The 22,644-nt window shown below is 50.1% G+C and carries 19 protein-coding genes; 6 read left to right on the forward strand and 13 right to left on the reverse strand.

The window, feature by feature from the left end; translation table 11 throughout:
- Positions 1 to 21: 21 nt before the first annotated feature.
- On the reverse strand, positions 22 to 2,214 hold the full coding sequence (locus ACFSUC_RS02325) for a RelA/SpoT family protein (protein WP_379927968.1): 2,193 nt from the start codon (positions 2,212 to 2,214) through the stop codon (positions 22 to 24).
- Positions 2,215 to 2,433: 219 nt separating this feature from the next.
- Here ACFSUC_RS02325 and ACFSUC_RS02330 point away from each other — a divergent pair, with 219 nt between their 5' ends.
- Together ACFSUC_RS02330 and uraA are read left to right on the forward strand one after the other, a co-directional pair.
- A complete protein-coding gene (locus ACFSUC_RS02330; RefSeq protein WP_379927826.1) occupies positions 2,434 to 4,047 on the forward strand; it encodes a Na+/H+ antiporter in 1,614 nt (537 codons plus the stop codon).
- Positions 4,048 to 4,202: 155 nt separating this feature from the next.
- Positions 4,203 to 5,501 (forward strand): uracil permease, encoded by a 1,299-nt coding sequence (uraA, locus tag ACFSUC_RS02335; protein ID WP_379927827.1) that lies wholly within the window; start codon positions 4,203 to 4,205, stop codon positions 5,499 to 5,501.
- 97 nt (positions 5,502 to 5,598) lie between these two features.
- Here uraA and ACFSUC_RS02340 read toward each other — a convergent pair whose 3' ends face one another.
- The 6 genes from ACFSUC_RS02340 to ACFSUC_RS02365 all read right to left on the reverse strand — a co-directional run bounded on the left by ACFSUC_RS02340 (position 5,599) and on the right by ACFSUC_RS02365 (position 12,324).
- Positions 5,599 to 6,111 carry an adenine phosphoribosyltransferase gene (locus tag ACFSUC_RS02340; RefSeq protein ID WP_379927828.1) on the reverse strand — a complete coding sequence of 171 codons (513 nt, stop codon included), beginning with the start codon at positions 6,109 to 6,111 and terminating at the stop codon, positions 5,599 to 5,601.
- Complete coding sequence (gene recJ / locus ACFSUC_RS02345; protein WP_379927829.1) at positions 6,108 to 8,570, reverse strand: single-stranded-DNA-specific exonuclease RecJ; 2,463 nt, start codon at positions 8,568 to 8,570, stop codon at positions 6,108 to 6,110. The genes ACFSUC_RS02340 and recJ overlap by 4 nt, the downstream gene beginning before the upstream one ends.
- 77 nt (positions 8,571 to 8,647) lie before the next feature.
- Entirely contained in the window at positions 8,648 to 9,601 is a 954-nt protein-coding gene (locus ACFSUC_RS02350; protein ID WP_379927830.1) for a cation diffusion facilitator family transporter, read from the reverse strand.
- 60 nt (positions 9,602 to 9,661) lie between these two features.
- Positions 9,662 to 10,567, reverse strand: a complete 906-nt coding sequence (gene secF / locus ACFSUC_RS02355) for a protein translocase subunit SecF (protein WP_379927831.1) — start codon at positions 10,565 to 10,567, stop codon at positions 9,662 to 9,664.
- Positions 10,557 to 11,843, reverse strand: coding sequence for a protein translocase subunit SecD (gene secD / locus ACFSUC_RS02360; RefSeq protein ID WP_379927832.1), 1,287 nt, complete (start codon positions 11,841 to 11,843; stop codon positions 10,557 to 10,559). Before secD ends, secF begins: the two co-directional genes overlap by 11 nt.
- Positions 11,844 to 11,961: 118 nt before the next feature.
- On the reverse strand, positions 11,962 to 12,324 hold the full coding sequence (locus tag ACFSUC_RS02365) for a post-transcriptional regulator (protein WP_379927833.1): 363 nt from the start codon (positions 12,322 to 12,324) through the stop codon (positions 11,962 to 11,964).
- Between the two features lie 172 nt (positions 12,325 to 12,496).
- Between ACFSUC_RS02365 and spoVB the strand changes: the two genes are divergently transcribed.
- Complete coding sequence (gene spoVB, locus ACFSUC_RS02370) at positions 12,497 to 14,089, forward strand: stage V sporulation protein B (RefSeq protein WP_379927834.1); 1,593 nt, start codon at positions 12,497 to 12,499, stop codon at positions 14,087 to 14,089.
- Between the two features lie 25 nt (positions 14,090 to 14,114).
- Here spoVB and ACFSUC_RS02375 read toward each other — a convergent pair whose 3' ends face one another.
- A complete protein-coding gene (locus ACFSUC_RS02375) occupies positions 14,115 to 14,807 on the reverse strand; it encodes a DUF421 domain-containing protein (RefSeq protein ID WP_379927835.1) in 693 nt (230 codons plus the stop codon).
- 171 nt (positions 14,808 to 14,978) lie between these two features.
- Between ACFSUC_RS02375 and ACFSUC_RS02380 the strand changes: the two genes are divergently transcribed.
- Both ACFSUC_RS02380 and ACFSUC_RS02385 read left to right on the forward strand, forming a co-directional pair.
- A complete protein-coding gene (locus ACFSUC_RS02380; protein WP_379927837.1) occupies positions 14,979 to 15,365 on the forward strand; it encodes a TIGR04086 family membrane protein in 387 nt (128 codons plus the stop codon).
- A 78-nt stretch (positions 15,366 to 15,443) separates the two neighbouring features.
- The gene (locus ACFSUC_RS02385; RefSeq protein ID WP_379927838.1) at positions 15,444 to 16,304 is read left to right on the forward strand and encodes a phosphatase PAP2 family protein; all 861 of its coding nucleotides are present in this window, start codon (positions 15,444 to 15,446) and stop codon (positions 16,302 to 16,304) included.
- 124 nt (positions 16,305 to 16,428) lie between these two features.
- On the opposite strand, the gene ACFSUC_RS02390 is transcribed toward ACFSUC_RS02385, so the two are convergent.
- Positions 16,429 to 16,746 (reverse strand): winged helix-turn-helix transcriptional regulator, encoded by a 318-nt coding sequence (locus ACFSUC_RS02390; protein WP_379927840.1) that lies wholly within the window; start codon positions 16,744 to 16,746, stop codon positions 16,429 to 16,431.
- Positions 16,747 to 17,088: 342 nt separating this feature from the next.
- Between ACFSUC_RS02390 and ACFSUC_RS02395 the strand changes: the two genes are divergently transcribed.
- Entirely contained in the window at positions 17,089 to 17,724 is a 636-nt protein-coding gene (locus ACFSUC_RS02395) for an FMN-dependent NADH-azoreductase (RefSeq protein ID WP_379927841.1), read from the forward strand.
- A gap of 162 nt (positions 17,725 to 17,886) precedes the next feature.
- Here the strand turns inward: ACFSUC_RS02395 and yajC are convergent, their stop codons facing one another.
- The 4 genes from yajC to ACFSUC_RS02415 form a co-directional block, all read right to left on the reverse strand.
- A complete protein-coding gene (gene yajC / locus ACFSUC_RS02400) occupies positions 17,887 to 18,225 on the reverse strand; it encodes a preprotein translocase subunit YajC (protein ID WP_379927843.1) in 339 nt (112 codons plus the stop codon).
- Between the two features lie 46 nt (positions 18,226 to 18,271).
- Positions 18,272 to 19,408: a tRNA guanosine(34) transglycosylase Tgt gene (gene tgt / locus ACFSUC_RS02405; RefSeq protein ID WP_379927844.1), complete on the reverse strand. Its 1,137-nt coding sequence runs from the start codon at positions 19,406 to 19,408 to the stop codon at positions 18,272 to 18,274.
- A gap of 64 nt (positions 19,409 to 19,472) precedes the next feature.
- Complete coding sequence (gene queA, locus ACFSUC_RS02410) at positions 19,473 to 20,525, reverse strand: tRNA preQ1(34) S-adenosylmethionine ribosyltransferase-isomerase QueA (RefSeq protein ID WP_379927845.1); 1,053 nt, start codon at positions 20,523 to 20,525, stop codon at positions 19,473 to 19,475.
- Between the two features lie 5 nt (positions 20,526 to 20,530).
- Complete coding sequence (locus ACFSUC_RS02415) at positions 20,531 to 22,621, reverse strand: SpoIID/LytB domain-containing protein (protein ID WP_379927846.1); 2,091 nt, start codon at positions 22,619 to 22,621, stop codon at positions 20,531 to 20,533.
- Between the last annotated feature and the right edge of the window lie 23 nt (positions 22,622 to 22,644).

Here is a 22,644-nt window from a genome sequence, read left to right on the forward strand (position 1 = left end):
TGCATCCACTTATCCTTCCCGTTATTGCTGCATAATACGCTGTACCGAGTAGACATCCTGCACGCGTTTGATCTTCTCTACGACCGAATGCAAATGCTCCTTGTTGCGAATCAGAATCGTCATATGAATATGGGCCATCTTGTTTTTCCCCGATCTTCCCGACACGGCGGAGATAAGTGTCTTCGATTCGGATACGACATGCAGCACATCGTTGAGCAGAGCTTTGCGATCATGCCCTGTAATTTCGATTTCCACACTGTAATTGGCATCCACACTGCTGGACCATTCCACATCAATCAGGCGGTGGGTTTCATCCTCTGCGGTATGCTCGTTCTCTTCACTCGGCAGGTTGGAGCAATCCGCACGGTGGACGGACACGCCTCTGCCGCGTGTAATATACCCAATAATCTCATCGCCCGGCACCGGATTGCAGCAGCGTGCAAACCGCACGAGCAAATTGTCAATCCCCTTCACCTCTACCCCGTGCGTCGGGCGGGATTTCTTCTTGGGCGCAGGCTTGACCTCTTTCATTTCATTGGTCAGCTCAATATGCTTGGCTTCATCCTGCTCCTTGCGCAGTTTTTCGGTCAGTCTCGTGCAGATTTGCGCCGCGGTAATGCCACCGAATCCGACGGCCGAGAACATGTCTTCGACATCCTGGAAGTTAAATTTCTTCGCTACCTCCATCAGCTTGTCCTCTTGCATGAGCGGAGCCAGCTCAAATCCGAGCCGCTTGATCTCCCGCTCCACCGCATCCTTGCCCTTCTCAATATTTTCTTCCCGCTTTTCCTTCTTGAACCACTGTTTGATCTTGGATTTTGCATGAGAAGACTGGGCGATTTTGAGCCAGTCCTGACTCGGCCCGTACGAATGCTTGGACGTGAGAATCTCCACAATATCACCGGTATTCAAGCGATGATCCAGCGGCACGATCCGTCCGTTAATCTTCGCGCCAATCGTCCGGTTGCCCACCTCTGTATGAATGCGATAAGCAAAATCGAGCGGAACCGAACCGGCCGGCAGCTCAATGACCTCTCCTTTAGGCGTAAACACAAACACGAGATCAGAGAAGAAATCCATGCGCAGCGATTCCATAAATTCTGCCGCGTCTGTCGTTTCCTTTTGCAGCTCCATAATTTCCCGGAAAAACCGCAGCTTCTCACTGAACTGATCGCCCGATGCCTGTCCTTCCTTGTAAGCCCAGTGGGCTGCAATCCCGTATTCACTGGTCCGGTGCATGTCCCATGTGCGAATCTGCACTTCGAGCGGCTCTCCGCTCGGACCCATCACGGTCGTGTGCAGTGATTGATACATATTGGGCTTGGGCATGGCAATGTAATCCTTGAATCGGCCCGGCATAGGTTTGAACAGTGTATGGATGATGCCCAGTGAGGCGTAACAATCCTTGATATTCTCGACAATCACCCGAATGGCAAGCAAATCATAGATTTCATTGAACTGCTTGTTTTGCGTGACCATCTTGGTATAAATGCTGTATATATGTTTCGGTCTTCCCGAAATGTCGGTCCCAATGCCCATCTCGGCAAGCTTCGTCTGAATCGTTTCACTGACGTTGGTAATATACTCTTCGCGCTCAGCACGCTTTTTCTTCATCAGATTGGCTACGCGGTAATATTGCTGTGGATTCAAATAACGGAGGGCAATATCCTCCATCTCCCACTTGATCGCGGAAATCCCGAGACGATGCGCGATCGGACAAAAAATTTCCAGCGTTTCCTTGGAAATGCGGCGCTGGCTTTCTGCCGATTGATATTTCAGGGTACGCATGTTGTGCAGCCGGTCTGCGAGCTTGATCAAGATGACGCGTATGTCTTTGGCCATCGCCACGAACATTTTGCGGTAATTCTCATTTTGATGCTCTTCCTTAGTTTTAAAACGGATTTTTTCCAGCTTCGTTAATCCGTCCACCAGCATCGCGCAAGTCGGACCGAAATGATGCTCCACGGCATCCAGAGCCACGGTCGTGTCCTCCACCACATCATGCAGCAAGGCTGCGATCACCGATGTCGTATCCATTTGCATATTAACAATGATGTCTGCTACCGCAAGCGGGTGCAGAATATAAGGTTCCCCCGATTTGCGAACCTGTCCGTAGTGGGCTTCATCAGCAAAATGATAGGCATCCCGTACGAGTTGCAAATCTTCTGTATTTAAATAGGAGCTGGCTTTTTCAACCAAAGCATCGATGCTCATGGCTCTTTCCTTTCCAACGATATTGTTCTCATTTTTCAGCATCATGCTCACCCCTTTTATTGTGACATGATATGAGATTTTCTATCATTATGCCTGTCAAATGCAGTCCCGTCAACTATTGTCGAACGGAAATTGACATGTGCCACTTTGCATTTTCTGATAAAATATTTCCAGAACCCATGTCCGATATCTACATAACCTGTATAAGGAGGAAATGAAATGGAACATCAGTTTGAACTGATCCTGATTTTGCTGGCCATCGCAGCCGGGATCACCGCTTTGTCTCAAAAAATCAAGATCCCTTATCCGATCGCGCTCGTTCTTGGCGGAGCAGCCATTGGTCTGCTTCCCATTCCGGCGCTCGATCCGCTAAAGGCATTCTTTGTAGAAGACGAGGTCTTCCGCTTTGCCATTATTTCAATCTTCCTGCCTGCGCTCCTTGGAGAGGCCACCTTGAAGCTGCCTTTCGGGCACTTGCGTGAAAATGCGCGGCCCATCCTGTCACTGGCATTCATTGGCACCCTCATCTCCTATGTAGCGGTAGGCTTTATGGCGATCTATTTTCTCGATTTGCCGACCGAGGCTGCTTTTGTCTTTGCCGCTTTGATGGCCGCTACGGATCCCGTAAGTGTCCTGTCCATATTTAAAAGCCTTGGCGTCAACCACCGCCTCGCCACGATTATGGAGGGCGAGAGTCTGGTCAATGACGGGATCGCGGTCGTGCTGTTCAAAATTTCCCATCTCAGTCTGGCTGCCTATGTCGCGGCCGGCATCGGCGGCGTTGGATCAGGCACCGTTGAGTTTCTGAAGGTGGCCATCGGCGGGCTGGTCATCGGCGCAATCCTCGCCTATGTATTCGCCAAAATCTCCATGTTTTTCGATGATTATCCGCTCGAAATTATTTTTTCCCTCATTTTGCTGTACGGCTCGTTCTTTATTGCAGAGAAATTTCACGTTTCCGGTGTCATCGCCGTTGTGACAGCCGGACTCATCTTCGGCAACTATGGCTCCAAAATTGCCATGAGTCCCACCACCAAGCTGAATACCAAGACCTTCTGGGAGGTACTGGCTCTGCTGTCCAACTCCCTTGTCTTTTTGCTGGTCGGACTGGAAATTGCCCGCATTGATATGACTGACAAATGGGGTCTGATTGGACTAGCCATTGTGATCGTGCTGATCGGCCGCAGTCTGGCTGTCTACAGCAGCCTCCTGCTGATTCGCAACCTTCCTGCCAACTGGAAGCATGTGTTTAACTGGGGCGGACTGAAGGGCTCTCTCTCCATTGCCCTTGCGCTCAGCCTGCCCGTCACCTTCGAAGGCAGAGATGACGTATTGGTGCTGGCTTTCGGTGTGGTTCTGTTCTCCCTCATCGTGCAGGGACTCTCCATCAAACCGTTCGTCAGATGGCTAAAGGTATCCCAGCAGAGCAAAGAAAGCAGCGACTATGCCAATCTCATCGCCGAGCTTCAGCGCAGTCAGGCAGCACGCGATGCCATCCGCAAAATGATGGAACAGGCCACGATCTCCAAGGTCATTTATGATCAAATGGATGCACAGTATGAAACGGCTATCCAGGAGACCAGAGGGAAGCTGGAAGCGCTCTATGCAGACAACCCGCAGCTTCGAGCCGAGCAATGGCGAACCGCCTCCTCCTCCGCCCTGTATGCTCAATATGATGCGATTAAAGAACTCCAGCAGAAGCATATTATTGATGAGGCCACCGCCAGCAAGCACTACACGCAGATTATTGAAAAGCTGGCGGAAAAGGAAGAAGCACAAGAGAAGACGCACCACGCTGGTCACACGCCCGGCACTACAGGAGCCAGCCAGTAAGCTTGACACAACCGGCTGATGAGGCCGCATGTAAGAGATCGCACTGTTAAAATAGTTGCTGTTCAAAATGTGGTTTTCTGATATGATAGGGCGTGGAGAATTTTCGTCGAAAGATGTCGAAAATGATTCACGTCCAGTTTTTACATATAAGGGGGATGCGTATGAGTCAACAACGCATGATTCAAGTTAACGAAAAACTGCCGTTCATGCAGAGCATTGCACTGAGCTTCCAGCATTTGTTTGCCATGTTCGGCGCAACGGTGCTGGTTCCAATCCTGTTCGGGGTAGATCCCGCTACAATCTTGCTCATGAACGGGATAGGGACACTCATTTATATTTTCATTACCAAAGGCAAAATCCCTGCCTATCTGGGGTCCAGCTTTGCTTTCCTCAGTCCAGTGTTTCTGGTACTCACCCAGTATCAAGACACAGGCGAAGCCTATCGATATGCCCTGGGAGGCTTTATTATTGTCGGTCTGGTCTTTATTGGAGTCGGTCTGCTGATCCAGTGGCTGGGAACGGCATGGATCAACGTCGTGTTTCCGCCTGCTGCCATGGGTGCGATCGTAGCCATTATCGGACTGGAGCTTGTTCCGGTTGCCGCAGGACAAGCTGGCCTTATTCCCGGTGCGAATGATGATCCCGCCACATGGGTGCTCGATGGCAAGGACGCCTTTATTTCTCTCAGCACGCTCATGATTATTATATTGGGAATGGTGTTGTTCAGAGGATTTCTGAAGATCATCCCGATCCTGATCGGATTCATATATGGCTATGTCGTCGCCTATTTCATGGGAATGGTTGACTTTACGATAGTAGAAGAGTCTTCCATTCTATCCATGCCAACCTTTTACGCCCCGATCTTCGACAGCTCGGCCATCTTCCTCATTTTACCGGCTGCCCTCGTTGTCATCGCAGAGCATGTGGGGCATTTGATTGTGACAGAGAATATCGTTGAGAAGAAGCTTTCAGAAGATCCGGGTCTACACCGTTCGATGCTTGGCAACGGGGTTTCCACCTTCATCTCCGGCTGGTTCGGTTCGACACCAAATACGACGTACGGAGAAAATATCGGGGTTCTCGCGATTACCCGCGTGTTCTCTATCTTCGTGATCGGTGGCGCAGCGGTGCTGGCCGTCATCCTTTCCTTCTTCGGCAAGTTCTCAGCGATCATTCAGGCCGTGCCTGATCCGGTCATTGGCGGCGTATCTCTACTGCTATTCGGTGTTATTGCTGCTTCCGGTATTCGCATGCTGGTTGAGACCAAGGTGGATTACAACCGTCCGACAAACCTGATCCTCACAACAGTCGTGCTCGTTATCGGGCTCAGCGGTGCGAAACTGACATTCGGTGATTTTGAAATGAAGGGCATGGCGCTGGCGACCGTTGTGGCGATCGCGCTTAGCCTCCTCCTGAAAGGCTTCGAGAAGGCTGGCTGGTTAAACGAAAAATAACCTGCCTTTTACCAAAGACCGCATAACCAAAAAGAAGGCCCTGTTTGCACGATTGTGCATTCGGGGCCTTCATTTATGTGCATTCCACTTGTATCTATTAATATTGCAGCAAGGAAATGACTTCTACGCCATTCATCTTGTCGCGACCGTTCAAGTAGCCCAGTTCAATCAGAAAAGCCGCTGCTGCCACTTCTCCGCCCAACTGCTGGACGAGACTGATCGAGGTTTGAATCGTACCGCCTGTTGCCAGCAAATCATCGGCAATCAGCACACGCTGTCCTGGCTGAATGGCATCCTTGTGCATCGCCAGCTTGTCCTTCCCGTACTCCAGACTGTAATCCGCTTCTATCGCCTCTGCAGGCAGCTTGCCGCTCTTGCGAATCGGGATAAATCCAACGCCAAGTGCATACGCCAGCGGTGCGCCCACCACAAAACCACGCGCTTCAGGTCCGGCAATCAGATCGATTTGCAGGTGCTCCACTTTCTTCTTCATTTCGTTAATCGCAGCCTGGTACACATCGCCTTTTTGCAGCAAGGTCGTAATATCCTTGAACCGAATGCCTTCCTGCGGAAAATTTTCAATCACACGGATATGTTCTTTAAAATTCATGATACTTCCTCCATTGTTTGTTCAATATGTGATGAGGGATGAGACGGACGTGCAGGGAGTTTGCTGAGCACCCAGGACATCAACTGCTTGCTGGTTTCGTATTGCAGCCAGTCCATGCATCCTTCCTTGCTTACCCGCATCTGATACAGGCGGGAGGCAGACAATTCCTTCTTCACCGGACTGTCCACACTCTCATAGTGATCTTCCAGCCCTTCCGACGCTGCAATAAATCCCAGCTCTTCAAAGACCTGATGAGCAAAATAAACAGCTTCCTGAAGGAGCCCGGTGGTCTTGGACACTTTTAACAACATGCCCTGATCCAGCTTCCAACTCGCCATCGTCCGCAGGCATTTGTAGATATGAGCAAACTGGGATCGATTGGGACAGCTCCAGTGATTGTCCATGGTCAGGGCCAGGTAGATTTTCTCTGCCTGTTCCAGTCGCTCCAACATCTCCTCCAGCTGCACCTGGCTGTTCGGCACTCCATACAGCACCATCTCTTTCACTTGTTCCGGACGGCTTGACCTGGCCAGCTCGTTGACCGGCTCCAGCTGATCCTGCTCGCCAAGCTTCCACAAAGGCATCTGCTTCATTGTATCCATCCAGAAGCTCTTCGGTTCTTCATTTCGGGAAAACACAACCATGCCAGCATGCTCCAGCTTCCCTTCCCGGTGCAACTGCTCGATGCGCTGGGCAACCTGGACATGTGCGTGGCGTTGCCGCCAATCGACAACGAGCGGAGCCTGCATGCACAGGTCCTGTACAACCAGTTGCGGCTTGCGAATGCCGTTCCATTCGTTAATCTGCGGTTCAGCAAGCAAATCCAGCCTGACATGCTTGCCAATATGATCGATTGCTTCGGCCTGTCCAAATGCAATGGCATCGAGCTTGACCAGTTGCCCCTGATCTTGCGATTGATCCGTCAGGGTCAATTTGAGGTGATTTTCATTTTTTCCAATCGCTCGATATTCTTCCACTTGGGCTTCCTTGACAATCAGGGCAGGATAGCGGTTTCCCGCTCCAAACGGTGCAAGCATCTGCAACTGCTCAATCAGCGTAAGGGTCACGTCTTCCAGACGAACCTCGAGATCAGCTTCTTGAACCGGGGTATAATCTTCCTCACTCAACCATGATTCTGCCAACTGATGCATTCGTTCGCGAAAGGCATCCAGCCGATCAGCTTCCAGCGTCATGCCCCCCGCAGCCTGATGTCCACCGTAATGCATGAGCAGATCCGCACATGCATTCAAAGCCTCATGAATGTCAAAGCCTTCAATCGATCTCGCCGATCCCTTGGTCAATCCTGTCTGCGGGTCATGACTTAATATGATCACAGGTCGGTAAAAGCGATGAAGCATTTTAGAGGCCACGATGCCGACGACCCCATGGTTCCATTCTTCACCTGAGACCACGATAACCGGATGATCCTCCATTTGCTGCGCATGGATGATCTCCAGGGCCTCTGTGCTGATCTTCTCGACCAGCTTCTGGCGTTCACGATTCAGCACATCGAGCTGTTTGGCCAGTTCCTCGGCTTTGTCCATGGAATCTGCGACCAATAGTTCCACCGCAGGCGCGGCATCTTCCAGTCTTCCTGCTGCATTGATGCGAGGCCCCATCGCAAATCCGATATCGGTGGCGGACAGTTCATCCACTTTCACGCCGCCAATCTTTAATAGCGCCTGAATGCCGGGAAAGGTTGTGTTTTTCATGCTTTGCAACCCTTTGCGGACCATAATCCGATTCTCGTCTGTCAAAGGCATCAAATCCGCTACCGTTCCGATCGCGGCGATTTCGAACCATGGATTGGGCAGGTCTCCCAGTATGGCTTGCGCAAGCTTTAGCGCAACGCCTGCTCCTGCCAGTTCTTTAAAGGGATATGGGCAGCTCGATTTCCGCGGATTAAGCAAGGCACAGGCTTCTGGCAGCTCCTCAGGCGGTTCATGATGATCGGTCACTATCACATCAAGCCCAAGCTCTTTCGCTCTGTGCAGCGCGTCATGCGCCCGGATGCCATTGTCTACGGTCACAATCAAATCGACGCCATCCGCATGAGCCTGCTCGACAGCGTTGACGCCAATTCCATACCCTTCTGTAAACCGGTTTGGAATATAATAGTCGTGACGAATACCCAGACGTGTAAGCAGCAAGATCATTAACGAAGTGCTGCTAACGCCATCGGCATCATAATCTCCACTAATTCGTACAAATTCGTCCTGCACCCTTGCCCGTTCCAGTCGATCCACGGCCGCCTTCATATCCTCCATCAGGAAAGGATCATGCAGCTGCGGGATATCTCCGTGCAAGAACAGCTCCGCCTCCGCTTTCGTTTGAATGCCTCGCTGCACAAGCAACTGGGCCACCAGCAAAGGCAGCTTCAGCTCGGTTGCCAGCTGTTGCGCCGCTTCCTGCAGGGTATGAATTTGATTATTTCTCCATCTTGTTTTAGATCGCAGCACGGTTTATTCCTCCTTCCATGCAGCTTCCGTCTTCCGCAGGTCTTTCCTCCGGTCTGGTTGTCAACGATCGTCCTTCGTTAATGCAGCATGTTTGAAGAAGCAGATCGAGCCGAATCCCCCTGATCACTGTAAGGAAACCCCGGATCGTAGGGATTGATATGAACGAATACATCGGCTACATGCTTGAACTGTTCCATCAGCCGCTTCTTCACGGACTTGCCAATATCGTGCCCCTCCAGTACCGTGATCTGCGGATTGACACTAAGCTTCACGTCCACAATGACGTAATGGCCGTGTTCTCTCGCTCTCAGATCATCCACGGACAGCACACCGTTTACTTTCTCGATGCAACGGCGTAGCTCGACCGTATCCTCGTCATGCAGCACATGATCCAGCACGATATGAAGAGATTCTGTGATCAGGTGATAACCCATCCGTAAAATCAGAACGGCTACCACTATACTGGCAATCGGGTCGAGATAATACAGCACCGGCATGTCAATGTAGCCTCCGAGTATCGCACCTCCGACTCCGATTAACGCAGCCATGGATGAGTATACGTCAGAACGATGCTCCCAGGCATTGGCAATTAATGCCTGACTGTCAATTCGTTTCCCTAACCGATATTTGTATTGAAACATGGCTTCCTTTGCAACAATGGAAATGATAATCGCCGCAATGGCTAATGGCTTGGGCGCTTCCAGATCGCCTGCGTAGATCGCCTTGCTCGCACTTATGGCGATCTCAATGCCGACCAGAATAAGAAGGATCGATACAATAATAGCCGCAATCGTCTCCGCTTTTCCATGTCCATAAGGATGATCTTTATCCGGCGGTTTTTTGGCTGCTTTCAGGCCAATGAGAACCGCAAATGATCCAGCGACATCGGAGGCGGAATGAGCCGCGTCGGCAATGAGCGCCTTACTGTTGGACATAAAGCCGACCACTCCTTTCAGAGCGGCAAGCACAATGTTCCCAATGATCCCGATCCAGGCGGCAAACTCCGCTTTTGCAAAGCGTTCCTCTGACATGATTTCACTCCTTGACACCTTAGCATGCAAAAGCCGCGGGTGCAGAGGCACCCAACGGCATTAACTGGTGGAAACGGTTTTCTTTTTTCCGATGGAAGACTTTTTCAGCAGCAACCAAATCTGAGAAGCGATGAAGATCGAAGAATATCCACCGGATATGAGACCGATCAGCATCGCCAGCGAGAACAGCTGGATGGATGGACTGCCGAACAAGAACAGAAACAGGGCGGCGATAATGACGGTTAGCGCCGTATTGATCGAACGCGCCAGGGTCTGCCAGATACTCGTGTTGACGAGTGTCGCCAGATCGTCGAAACTTTTGATCTTGGCTGTTCTTAAGTTTTCCCGAATGCGGTCAAATATGACAATCGTATCATTGATCGAATACCCGATGATCGTCAGCACCGCAGCGATAAAGGTCAGATTGACCTCAAATCTCAAAATGGAGAACAAGCTGATGACGATAAAGGCATCATGGAACAGGGCCACGATGGCAGCCAGCGCGAAGCGCCACTCAAACCGGATGCTGACATAAATGATGATAAACAAACTGGCAATCAGCACGACGGAGATGGCTTTCACGCCCAGTTCCTTGGCCATACCGGCATCGACAGTCGACTCTTCCACAGAGATCTCACCGTATTGCTCCTCAAATGTCTGAAGGATACGTAACCGCTGTTCTTCCTCCAGCACTTTCTCGAAACGAATATTGACTCGCTCTTCCCCGATGGAGATCGTCGTTTTGTGGTTTTCAAGAATCGGTTCCAGATCACTTTTCTTCACATCCGCCGCTTCTACAAATGCAACGTCAAGCGTCGTGCCTGACTTGAAGTCTACGCCGTAATTCAGGCCAAAGATGGCCAGAGTCAGAACCCCAAGAATCGTAATCACGCCTGACAGCATAAAGAAGGCTTTTCGGCTCTGAACAAAATCAAATCGTGGTTTCTGGTTGGGATTAGAGTTCACTGATTTCAGCCTCCTTTACGCCAAACCATGAAGGCTTGGAAATCCATTTTGAACGAATCACCAGATATAACAACAAACGCGAGAAGAATACGTTGGTCACAATGCTGACCAGAATACTGAAGATCAGCGTCAGGGCAAATCCCTGGATCGCCCCAGTTCCAAGGTAATACAACACAACCCCGGCAATGATGGTTGTCGAATTGGCATCAAAAATGGTGCGGAACGAGTTTCTCGATCCAGCCCGCAGGGAGGAGAGAATCGTCTTGCCGCTGCGAATTTCTTCTTTAATCCGTTCATACGTAATGATATTGGCATCGACCGCCATACCAATCCCGAGTACAAAGGCGGCTATACCAGGAAGAGTCAGGGTGGCTTTCATCCAATAGAAAACAAGCAGCAGCAGCCACGTATACGTAATAAGCGTGACACTGGCAATCATGCCCGGGAATCGGTAGAACACGATCATGAACAGCAGAATCAGCACAGAGGCCATCAAGCCCGCCTTAACGGTCTTATCCAGGGACAGCTGTCCGAGTGATGCCCCCACGCTCTGGGTATAGATTTCAGTCAAATTGACAGGAAGCGACCCGGCGTTGATAATGCCCGCCAGCTCCTTGGCTTCATTGATGGAGTAGCTGCCGGAAATAATGGCATTTCCTCCACTGATCGGATAGTTGACGCTAGGCGCAGACAACCTCTCCTCATCCAGATAAATCGCCAAAGTGTTGCGACCTTCGCTCATCAAATCTGCACTCGACAAACGCTCGGTAACTTCATAGAATTTGTCAGCATCTTTCAATTCAATAGAGACAATCGGGGCATTCGTATTCGGATCATAATCCTGGCTCGCGCCGCCTTCCTTAAAGTCGCTGCCCTTCAGCTCTACCTTGCAATAATCCAGCGGATCTTCACAGCCGTCGCTGCTGCGAAAGGTTAGTTCAGCCGGTTTTTTCATGATGGAACGTACCTGTTCCTGATCTTCCACGCCGGCCAGACGGACACGAATCCGGTCTGTACCCTCCGGAATAATCTCAGGCTCGCTCACCTTGGTCACGTTGGCCCGTTTCTCCAGACTGAATGCAGTTTCTCGCAAGGTGTCTGTCGTAATCTCCTGATCTTCCTCCAATGGAGATACCTCATATAAAATTTCAAATCCGCCTTTCAGATCGAGACCAAGCTTAATATTGCGTACAATTTCCGGGCTTGTCCAGACGATGGTGGCGGCGGTGATGACAATGATCAGAAAAAATGCGCCTAAGCGCTTGAAATCGACCACCTGATTGTCCCCCTTCTTCCTCTTTTTCAATATCCCTATTATATCGACCGCCTATTGGGCAGTCAATTTTGTATCCATTGAAAAAAACAGCTAACAAAAGAAAAACTCCGCCAGGGAGTCAGCTTTGCTTGAAAGGCCCCGATGATCGATAGACACTCATCGTCATCCAGTTCATGAATTGCGTGACCTTCAGAGACATAATATCGTTTACCATTTTATGCAATGCCGGATATCCTTCTTTCTCATATTTCTCACTTACGCATTCCCATACCTCTTTTCCTTCCACATGAGCGTAGCCGAGCAAGTGAAATTCCTCTGCCTTGCTTAGACACAACTGTTCGATCCAATGGTTCAGTTCGCTTTCTGACAGTTCCCCATCTCGCTCAGCCTGATTCGCAGAGGAGCCTTGATCTACTACCAGTCTGAGCGGACTTGCCTGATCCTCTCCCGTCCAATCCTTACCGCGCCAACCGTCCGACATATGAACAGCCCTCCTCATTCCCCAAGCTTTCTGGTTCCATTATGTATTCGATATTCATGATCCAATTCCTTTCCGTCACGTCTGACAATTTCATGGCATGTGCCTGACTATCAGCGGCATATAAATGGTACAAACCCTGACCATCTCACAGGCGAAGAAAGAGGAATGCGGAGTGAGCAAACAATCGTTTATTCAAGGTACGATGATCCTGCTGGCAGCAGGCATTTTTTCTCGCATACTCGGATTTGTGCCGAGAATCATGCTTCCCCGTTTCATGGGCGCGGAAGGTATTGGTCTCTATCAGTTGGGCTACCCGCTGCTGATCCTGATCCTGACCCTCATCACAGGCGGCTTGCCTCTCGCGGTGGCCAAACTGGTGGCCCAAGCCGAATCAGAAGGCAACAGCCAGAAAATCAAGACCATTTTGCGGACGGCCCTGTCATTTGCAGGCACGCTCGGAACGTTATTCATGCTTGCAGCCTGGGCAGGTGCTTCCTGGATTACGTCTCACCTGTTAACCGATGATCGCGTCTATCTCACTTTTCTCACCATGGCGCCTATCATATTGATCGTGAGTCTCTCATCCGTGCTCAGAGGCTATTTTCAGGGGAAACACAATATGATTCCGACCGCCCTGTCTACGACGATGGAGACGGTGATTCGTTGCGGGGCCATGCTGACCTTGTCATATTGCCTGCTTCCTTATGGATTGGACAAGGCAGCAGCGGGTGCGATGGCCGGTGTCCTGCTCGGAGAACTGGCCGGACTTGCTGTCCTGCTCATCCAGTGCAGTCACAAGCGGTCATCTGCCCGATCCGCAGCCGGGACACCGAACAAAGCGGCTCTCACATCTCTATCAGCAGATCCATCAGCAGGGAAAGCTGGACCGTTTCAAATGCTCAGACAGTTGCTGACCATTTCCATTCCCGTCACCGCCAGCAAACTGGTAGGCTCTGCCTCTTATTTTCTGGAATCCATCCTGATTGTTCAGAGTCTGGCGGTGATCGGCGTCACAGCCAGAGAGGCCACGGCATTGTACGGAACCTTGACCGGCATGATTATCCCGGTCATGCTGCTGCCTACTGCGCTCACCTATTCCCTATCCGTCTCTCTCGTCCCTTCCCTTTCTGAAGCAGCAGCCAAACAAGACTTTGCTACCATACGCAAACGAATGCTGCAATCGATTCGCATCGCCCTGGTCACGGGTGTGCCATTTGCCGTCATCATGTTCATGCTGTCTGAGCCGCTCTGTCTCGTACTCTATCAGGATGCCGCTCCCGCAGTCTATTTAAAATGGATGGCTCCGATCGCCATTTTCATCTATTTGCAAGGTCCGCTCCAGGCAGCCCTTCAGGCACTTGACCAACCCGGAACGGCGCTGCTCAATACGTTTATTGGCGCTGCTGTGAAACTGACTCTAATCTATGTGCTCGCAGCGAAAGCTGGTCTTGGCATTGAAGGAGCGATTGCAGCCATCTGCCTGAACATGATGCTGGTGACCGCCTTGCACTGGAATAGTGTGTCCCGGCTCATTCGATTCAGATTGCAGCTGCGTGAGTGGATGGTGGTGCTGCTCGGGTCTATGATGATGGTGCTGTTCATCAGCATAGCCACACGAATCTCCCCCCTAGAGGTGATGACGATTGAATTTCTTCTGATTTCATTCCTCAGCACGATGCTGTATGTGCTGGTGATGATTGCCTTCGGGATGATCAATCGTGCTGACTTGATGCGGGTTCCATGGATTGGCCGCCTGTTTAAGTAACCCTTGAACCTGTCGTCTGTTGCCGCTATCTCTCCTTGCGATCTACAAACAGTTGACCCCGATGATCATATGTGCAGAGAAAAACTTCCTTAAAGTTGCGGATGTTTTTTTCTTGCAGTTTGTTTTTCAGCCAAAACCGGGTCTGCTTGATTTGATCGAGGTTCTGATCTTGCACTTTGCCATCCATAATGAGCGGGAGGGGAAGTCCTTCGTAGCGAAAGAACGGCTTGCCAGGAGAGGACGGGTTCATCTTCGGTGCTGGCTGGAAATCTGATTTTTCTACAACTGTCAGCTTTCCGGTCGTTTCCAGATAGGCGAATGCCACATCGGATACGCTTGAGATATGGTTTTGCCTGAGCTGCAGCATCAAGTCATCCAGGTTATATTTCTGTTTGGCCATTTCCGAACGATTTAATTTTCCATTTTCAATAATCGCACTGGGCATGCCATCAAACAGCAGTCGCAGGTGGCGGTTTTTGAGGGTCACATAGGCGATTACAATTTGTATGGATACAAGGGTAGCCATGGGAAGCAGCCCTTCCAGAAATGCCTTGTCGGGATCCTCCAGAATAATGACGGCGATCTCCGCAATCATGATGGAAATGACCAGATCGAACACGGACAGTTTTCCGATTTCTCTCTTCCCCATCACACGCATCACCAGAAACACAACGAAGTAGATGATCACGGTTCGTATGAATATCGTCAGCAAATCCACGTTGCATCCCTCCAGCAGGCATCGTATGGGTCATCTCTATCCGTATTCTCACCATGGACAATCCTGACCATGCAATTTCCGTCATTTCAATTGTTGCCAGGTGCTATTTTCGGGAGCTTGACCATACAATATAGTATTTCATTTAGATGAAGAGAGGACGTGTATCGATCGATGAATCCGTTTAACAAGTCAGGAAAGCTGGAAGTGACGGGCCCCATGCTGTACGCAACCGGATTTGCCTTTGTGATGATGATCGTACTGACCATGATCTCATCCCTGTGGATTGCCATGACCGACATGGATGAGGCAGGCCCCCTGCTAACCTTGTGCATACATGGCGCAGCTCTATTTCTTGCTGGTGCTTCTGCAGGGAGGAAAATCGGGAGCAAAGGCTGGTATTATGGCATGATTTGCGGTCTTCTGTACAGCCTAATTCTGATTCTGATTGCTTTTCTGGCGTATGACTCTGGCCTGCATCTGTATTCGTTGCTGCTTGTCGTCTGTGCATGCAGCTGCGGGATGCTGGGAGGCATGATTGGCGTCAATGTGAGGAAGTAAATATTTCGTAAAGTCCATTCCCGTTTTTTATGATATAATGTTGAAGCCATATGAGATACACGCAACGGGAGGATACTGATGTTCGTTTTTCAATCCATGAACCATGTGTTTGCTTTTACCACCATTACCGCCATGATCATGCTAGTCTGGGTTCTGAGAAAGAATCCGTTAATGGTAGGAGTGGATTTCATCAAGCACATGTTTACATCTAGGAAATATATGCTTCATTTTATCGGCATGATCGCCATCTTGTATTTGAACAAGCTGGAACTGTTGCTTGAAGCCCACTACCAGTTCGCCAAGGATCTGACCAGCAAGGTGTACGCGCTGGAAGGTAATTTGGTGTACCATTTTCAGTCTTTCTTCGAACATGAGGCTTTGACGGCCATTCTCGCCTATGTATACATTATTGTATTTCCGGCTATCCTCGTTTCCTCCATCGGCATTTACACGACTACACGGCATTACGCCCTGTACTATGCTCTATGCTACGCCGTGATGCTGAACTACCTGATTGCGATTCCTTTTTATTTGTTCGTTCCCGTCAACGAGGTATGGGCGTTTGAACCCATCGGCGTTCGATTCCTGATGCTGGATGTGTTTCCTAGCTTTGAAGACAGCTATCGCAATCTGTCTGGACTGGACAACTGTTTCCCGAGCTTGCACACCTCCCTGTCCGTCACGCTGGCGATTATTGCCTGGCATCATCCATCGAGATTATGGAAAGGGATTGCCACACTCAGTGCGGTCACAGTTATTTTCTCAATCTTTTATCTCGGTATCCATTGGGTAACCGATATGGCGGGAGGCCTGATTCTCGGGACGTTTGCAGCGTTCACAGGACTTCGCCTAGCCAAATACAGAGACAGCCAACCCTCTCTTGTACCGTCTGTACGCAGAATGAAGCGCGAGCAATCCGTACACGAACGATCTGTATAAAGAAAACTTGTTTATATTGGAAAAGGGGCGTCCAGTGTCGTATAACGACATGGATGCCCCTTTTTTGCTGATTTCACTTTTTGCTCATTTCTTTTCATGCTGATCAAATTTGCTTCTGCTTGCCTTACATCCACTTCTCCGCCCATTGATTGATGGAAGATAGTGCTTCTCCCAATTCTTTCCCTTTTTCGGTCAAGGCATATTCGGACCGGATTGGGCGCTCCGTAATGACATTGCGTACAATGATCGCATGATCTTCCAGCTCTTTGATCCGCTCCGTCAACATACGATTACTGAGATTTGGAATACATGTATGAATTTCATTGAAATGCTTGGGCCCGTTCATCAATACATGAATAATGAGTCCCGTCCATTTCTTGCTAATAATTTGATAAGAACCTTCCACTTTGGGACAGACATGTTGATTGCATGGTTCCATCATTCTTGCTCACCACTTTCCACTTCATGTGACATCTGCTTCCTTTCATCTTAATCCCGTTTTGTGGTCACCCAAACGTTCTGCGATAAAATGAGCGGAGGCATGTTATTTGCTGAACTGTTGATTTTTATTTTAACATAAAGTTCATCCTTTGACACTTGTCTGCTGTCCATTCACGCTCCAATGGCACGATTTACATACAGGATCAATGGTATGATCCAGCTGAACGAAACAAATAACATGTTTGAATGTGCCCCTTGACGTTTATATAAAAAAGAGATAATATTATAACGAATCATTACTTGATTACTAAAAATAACTTAATGAGAAAAGAGGTAATTGTTCATGGCAAAGGTTCTGTACATTACAGCACACCCTCACGATGACAAAATGTCCTATAGCATGGCAGCCGGAAATGCCTTTATCGAGGCATACAAAGAAGCACATGCCGCGGATGAAGTTGTGCATATCGATCTTTACAAGGAAAACATTCCGCAAATCGACGTGGACGTGTTTAGCGGCTGGGGCAAGCTGCAATCCGGTAAAGGCTTCGAGGAATTATCCGATGAAGAGAAAGCGAAGGTGAGTCGTCTGACCGAGCTGGTGGATCAATTCGTTGAGGCAGACAAATATGTTTTCGTCACGCCAATGTGGAATTTTTCCTTCCCTCCTGTCATGAAAGCCTATATTGATTCCATATCGGTAGCCGGCAAGTCTTTCCAATATACGGAACAGGGACCTGTAGGTCTGCTGACCAGCAAAAAAGCGTACCATATTCAGGCGAGTGGCGGTATTTATTCCGAAGGACCTGCAGCTGACATGGAAATGGGACATCGTTATTTGAAGGTGGTCATGCAATTCTTTGGCGTACCTTCCTTCGACGGTCTGTTCGTAGAGGGTATGGCTGTGAAGCCGGACCAGGCAGAAGAAATTAAGCAGCAAGCGATCGAGAAAGCGAAAGAAGCCGCCAAGCAATTCTAATCTCAGGACTTATAATCCTGATTGAGCATAAAAAATTGAGCATAAAAAAGACCGTTCAACATGACAGACTGCTCTACGATGACTGACGCCATGCTTCAGCTGGCGTCACGTAGAAAAGCTGTTCATCCTCGAACGGTCTTTTTCTGTCCTTATGTTCCTAACTTACTTCTCATTTGATTTCTCTTTTTTCTCAACGGTTTCTTTCTTCTGAGAAACATTGTTGATTGCAGAGCGGTCAAATGTAAGCTTGCTCGCATCATTGACTTTCAATACGACGATATCGTCCGTAATTTCGGCAATCGTTCCATGAACCCCGCCAATCGTGATGACTTTGTCCCCTTTTTCCAGGTTCAACAGCATCATGTTCCGTTGGCGCTGCTTTTTTTGCTGTGGACGGATAAGCAAGAAGTAAAAGATGACGAACATAATCACAAACGGTGCCAGCAGTGTCAGCCAGCTTCCACCGCCGCCTGTACCCGCATCAGCTGCAAATTCCAGCATGGTTTTCCCCCCTTTCCAAAAATTCCGTTCGATTCAGCCTGTTTCTTCAGAAGCCTCTGCTGCCTTCCTTGTTCAATCCGTATTGCTCAAAAAATTCATCTCTGAAATCCAGCAAACGATCTTCCGAAATGGCTTGTCGCACACGATTCATCAATTGTACCAAAAAATATAGATTATGATAAGTCGTAAGTCGAACACCGAACATCTCGTCGGCTTTCATGAGGTGCCGGATATAGGCACGACTGTAATGCTGACAGGTATAACAGTCGCAATTCGGATCGAGTGGCCCAAAGTCGTCTGTGAATTTCGCATTGCGTACAACCAGGCGTCCCTGACTGGTCATGACTGTCCCGTTGCGGGCAATGCGGGTAGGAAGTACGCAATCAAACATGTCAATTCCGCGAATGGCTCCCTCCAGCAGCGCATCTGGGGAACCAACTCCCATCAGATATCTCGGCTTCTCAAAGGGCAGAAACGGCACTGTGTCCTCCAGCACGCGATACATGATATCCTTCGGTTCTCCAACACTCAGACCGCCGATCGCATAGCCTGGAAAGTCCATAGAAACAAGATCCTGTGCGCTCATCTTGCGCAGGTCTGCATGCATGCCGCCCTGGACAATGCCAAACAGTGCCTGATCCTGTGTACGGGCATGGCTTTTCAGACAGCGCTCCGCCCAGCGGGTCGTCCGTTCCGTGGACGCTTTAATATAGTCATATTCAGCCGGAAACGGTGGACATTCATCAAAGGCCATCATAATGTCCGCGCCGAGGGCATTCTGAATTTCCATCGCGATCTCCGGAGAAATAAACAGCTTGTCTCCGTTGAGATGGGAACGGAAATGAACCCCTTCCTCTGTAATCTTCCGCATCTCACTTAAGCTGAACACCTGAAATCCGCCGCTGTCTGTCAGGATCGCTCGATCCCAGTTCATGAATGAATGCAGGCCGCCTGCCCGCTTGACCAGCTCATGACCAGGACGAAGAAACAGGTGATAGGTGTTGCTCAGGATGATCTGGGCACCCAGATCCTTGACCTCTTCCGGACTCATGGATTTGACAGTCGCCTGTGTGCCGACAGGCATAAATACAGGGGTGTCGATGGTGCCATGAGGGGTGTGCAGCTTGCCTAGCCGGGCACCGCTTTGCTTGCAGGTTTTAATATGTTCATAATGTACGGCCATATGGGTTTAAGACTCCTTTTTCTTTATCCAAGTTGAATGCGTGAGGATTCCACGCCTGCCTGATTTACAGATCGGCAATGAACATCGCATCCCCGAAGCTGAAGAAACGATAGCGTTCACGAACCGCTTCCTCATAGGCATGCAGAACATGCTCCCGCCCGGCAAAAGCACTGATCATCATCACCAGTGTGGATTTGGGCAAGTGAAAATTGGTCAAAATACCATCTACGATCTGAAAGGAATAGCCGGGATAAATAAAGATATCCGTCCAGCCACTGCATGCCTCCAGCCTGCTTCCGCCAAACCGCTGACCAAGCGTCTCCAGCGTTCTCGCCGCAGTAGTACCAACAGCAAGCACGCGCCGTCCTTCCTGCTTCGCCCTGGCTATCACCGCCGCACTTTCCGCTGTAATCTGATAATACTCAGCATGCATGCTATGGGCTTCTACCGTCTCGACAGATACAGGGCGAAACGTTCCCAGTCCAACATGAAGTGTGACCGTGGTAATCTCTACCCCTTTTTCCTGAAGCGCCCGGAGAAAGTCTGACGTGAAATGCAGACCGGCTGTCGGTGCCGCTGCAGAACCACGGTGTTCGGCATAAACCGTCTGATACCGATCTCGCTCTGAGAGCTGTTCCTTGATATAGGGAGGCAACGGCATTTGACCGAGCTGATCCAGGATTTCATGGAAGATACCCGAGTAAGAAAACTGAATCCGTCTGCCGCCCATCTCCATTTCTTCTTCTACCTTCGCACGAAGAAGAGGCTTTCCGTCAGCCTCTTCTCCAAAGACAATCTCTGTGCCTTTTTTGACGCGTTTAGCTGGTTTCGCAAGGACTTCCCAGCGATCGCCTTCTTCCTGCTTCAGCAGCAATATCTCTACTTTGGCGCCGGTTTCGGTCTTCGTACCCAGCAACCGGGCGGGAATCACTTTTGTATCATTTAACACGAGTACATCGCCTTTACGCATATGGCTCAGCAAATCTGTAAATGCCCGGTGTGCAACCTGTCCGGACTGGCGGTCCATAACCAGCAGTCTGGAGCCCGTTCGTTCCTTCAACGGGGTTTGAGCAATGAGTTCTTCCGGTAAGTCAAAATCAAATAAATCTACTTGCATCTTGTTCAGCCCTTTACAATGGATACATCCTGATAATAGTATTTGAGAATCTGCTTGTAGTCATACCCCATAAATTCCGCAAGTTCCTTGGCCCCATACTGAGACATGCCCAGACCGTGACCGAAACCGTATCCGACGAATCGGTACTGGTGATCTTTGGTGAGCAACCCTGCTTCCTGGGCTTCGTTAACGGCAAAAAAGTTAGCATTCGTAATCTTCTCGGTTTTGCCAGAAGCACCGACGACGTGCAGCCCGGCATTGCCATGCAGCTCTTTCGAGGTGCCATTGGCTCCTACTGCATAAAACCGTCCCGTCTCTTCAATCTCAAAACGAGTGCTCAGCAAGCCATCAAGCAGTGAGCGATACTGGTCGGGGTAGCTCACATCCAGCAACTGACCGTTCGCCTCCACTTCCAGCACCCGCCCTGATTCTCCTCGCTTCGTCACTTCCAGCGAGCGCAGGTCACCCGAGATCGGGTTCTTCAGTTTGGCGTTGAGCTTAGCAAGCAGCTCCTGACTGCCATACGGACCCTTGATCCAATGATAGACGTTGGACTCCGTTGTTTTTTCAAATACGACAAGCGAATCTCCCTGATTGACCTGGGCGATAGGGGCATTGTCGTTTTGAATATACGGAACATAAGGAGCCGGTCGAACGTTAATATTCGAGCCATTAGGCGTGTAAATTGGGAAGCCGGCCGGATTGGTCCTGCCCGTGGCCTTCAGCAGATCCGAGCGAATATAGCCAATCTGACCGCTCGGCATGGAGATGCGGTACCAGTCCAGCAACCCTTCCTGTGGATCATCATCCGGACTCGGGATGCTCTTCAAATACGGCACATCATTGCCCCAGATTTCAGTCGGGTCCGCTGTCATTCCCCCGGCATTGGAGGAATAGAAAGGGGTAATCAGTTTCCCGGACTTGTCTGTCAACACTTCCCCGCGTGTGGCATCCACTGCCTTGATAGTCTGGCTCGTTTCTCTCGTGAGGCCGTAATAGGCCTGATCGTAGGTCGTGTCCGATATATGCGCGATCTGATACTTCATACCTTGACCCAGCGCATACGTTCTGGCGGCTACGGCCTGTGCCTTGAGCGCTTCGATTGGCCAGCTGCCACTCATCTCTGTCCCTACAACCGAGTACAAATATTTCTCGAAAGGGAGCTGGTTGATCACCGCCAACTGCCCCTCATACATACTCACTTCCATATTTCCACGATAGGTACGATTGTAGCGTTCTTTCAGGACGATGGAATCATCGGTCGGCTGTATCCACATTTTCGTATTTTCGATATGGAACTGGATGTGATCGACGGTCGATCCACCGGATGTTCTTTCCGTTCTTTTGAGCGCATACCCCGTCGAAGGTGGGGACCAGGCGTTCAGCTTCACGCCGGACATGGCCGCGCTGACTTGGCTGCTGAGTTCAGTCAGCTTGCCGGAAGAAGACTCCTCCCCTACCACGACTGTATATTGGATCGAGCCACCTGCCTCTTCATGAACGGCAACATGACTGACAAAGCCTGCGGCTGCAAAGCTGGCTTGCTGCTTGAGCGCTTCAGCCTCGCTGCTATAGCTTCCACCCATCAATCGCTTGGGACCGGTGACCTTCAGGTTCTTGCCCTGGACACTGCTGTGCTGGCCCAGCTTCTGAGCGGCAGCTGTAGCGGCAGTCTCGTCCTTGTACATGCCTGCATAAAGGGAATACGTCGTTTTTCCGTTTAGCGTCGTTGAAAAAACAAAAGCTTCAGGAACCGCAGTCTGAATCGCCGTTTGCAATTGCGTCATCCGATTCGCATCCGTAGAACTTTCCACTTTCACCATCCACTGATCGCCACTGACGCGAAATGCTTTGGACAGGGACATCCAGGGACGGTAACCGTCCGACGCCTTGCGTCCGACCGACAAGGTACTCTGGGATTGAAAAGTAGCTGCTGGCACACTGCCCCGCTTGGCGATAAACAGGCTCACCCTGATCTCCTCCAGCGAAGGTACGGCCGCTGCAGCCGATTGCAGTGGGGACCCGATCGTACTAAACAACATCATCAGACAAAGTGCGACAAATCCGAACGGACGAACATGCAGTCGTTTCAACATAAGCTTGGTTCCTCCCATGGCTC

This window comes from Marinicrinis sediminis, from assembly GCF_042685085.1.
GTDB classification, from domain to species: Bacteria; Bacillota; Bacilli; order Paenibacillales; family KCTC-33676; genus Marinicrinis; species Marinicrinis sediminis.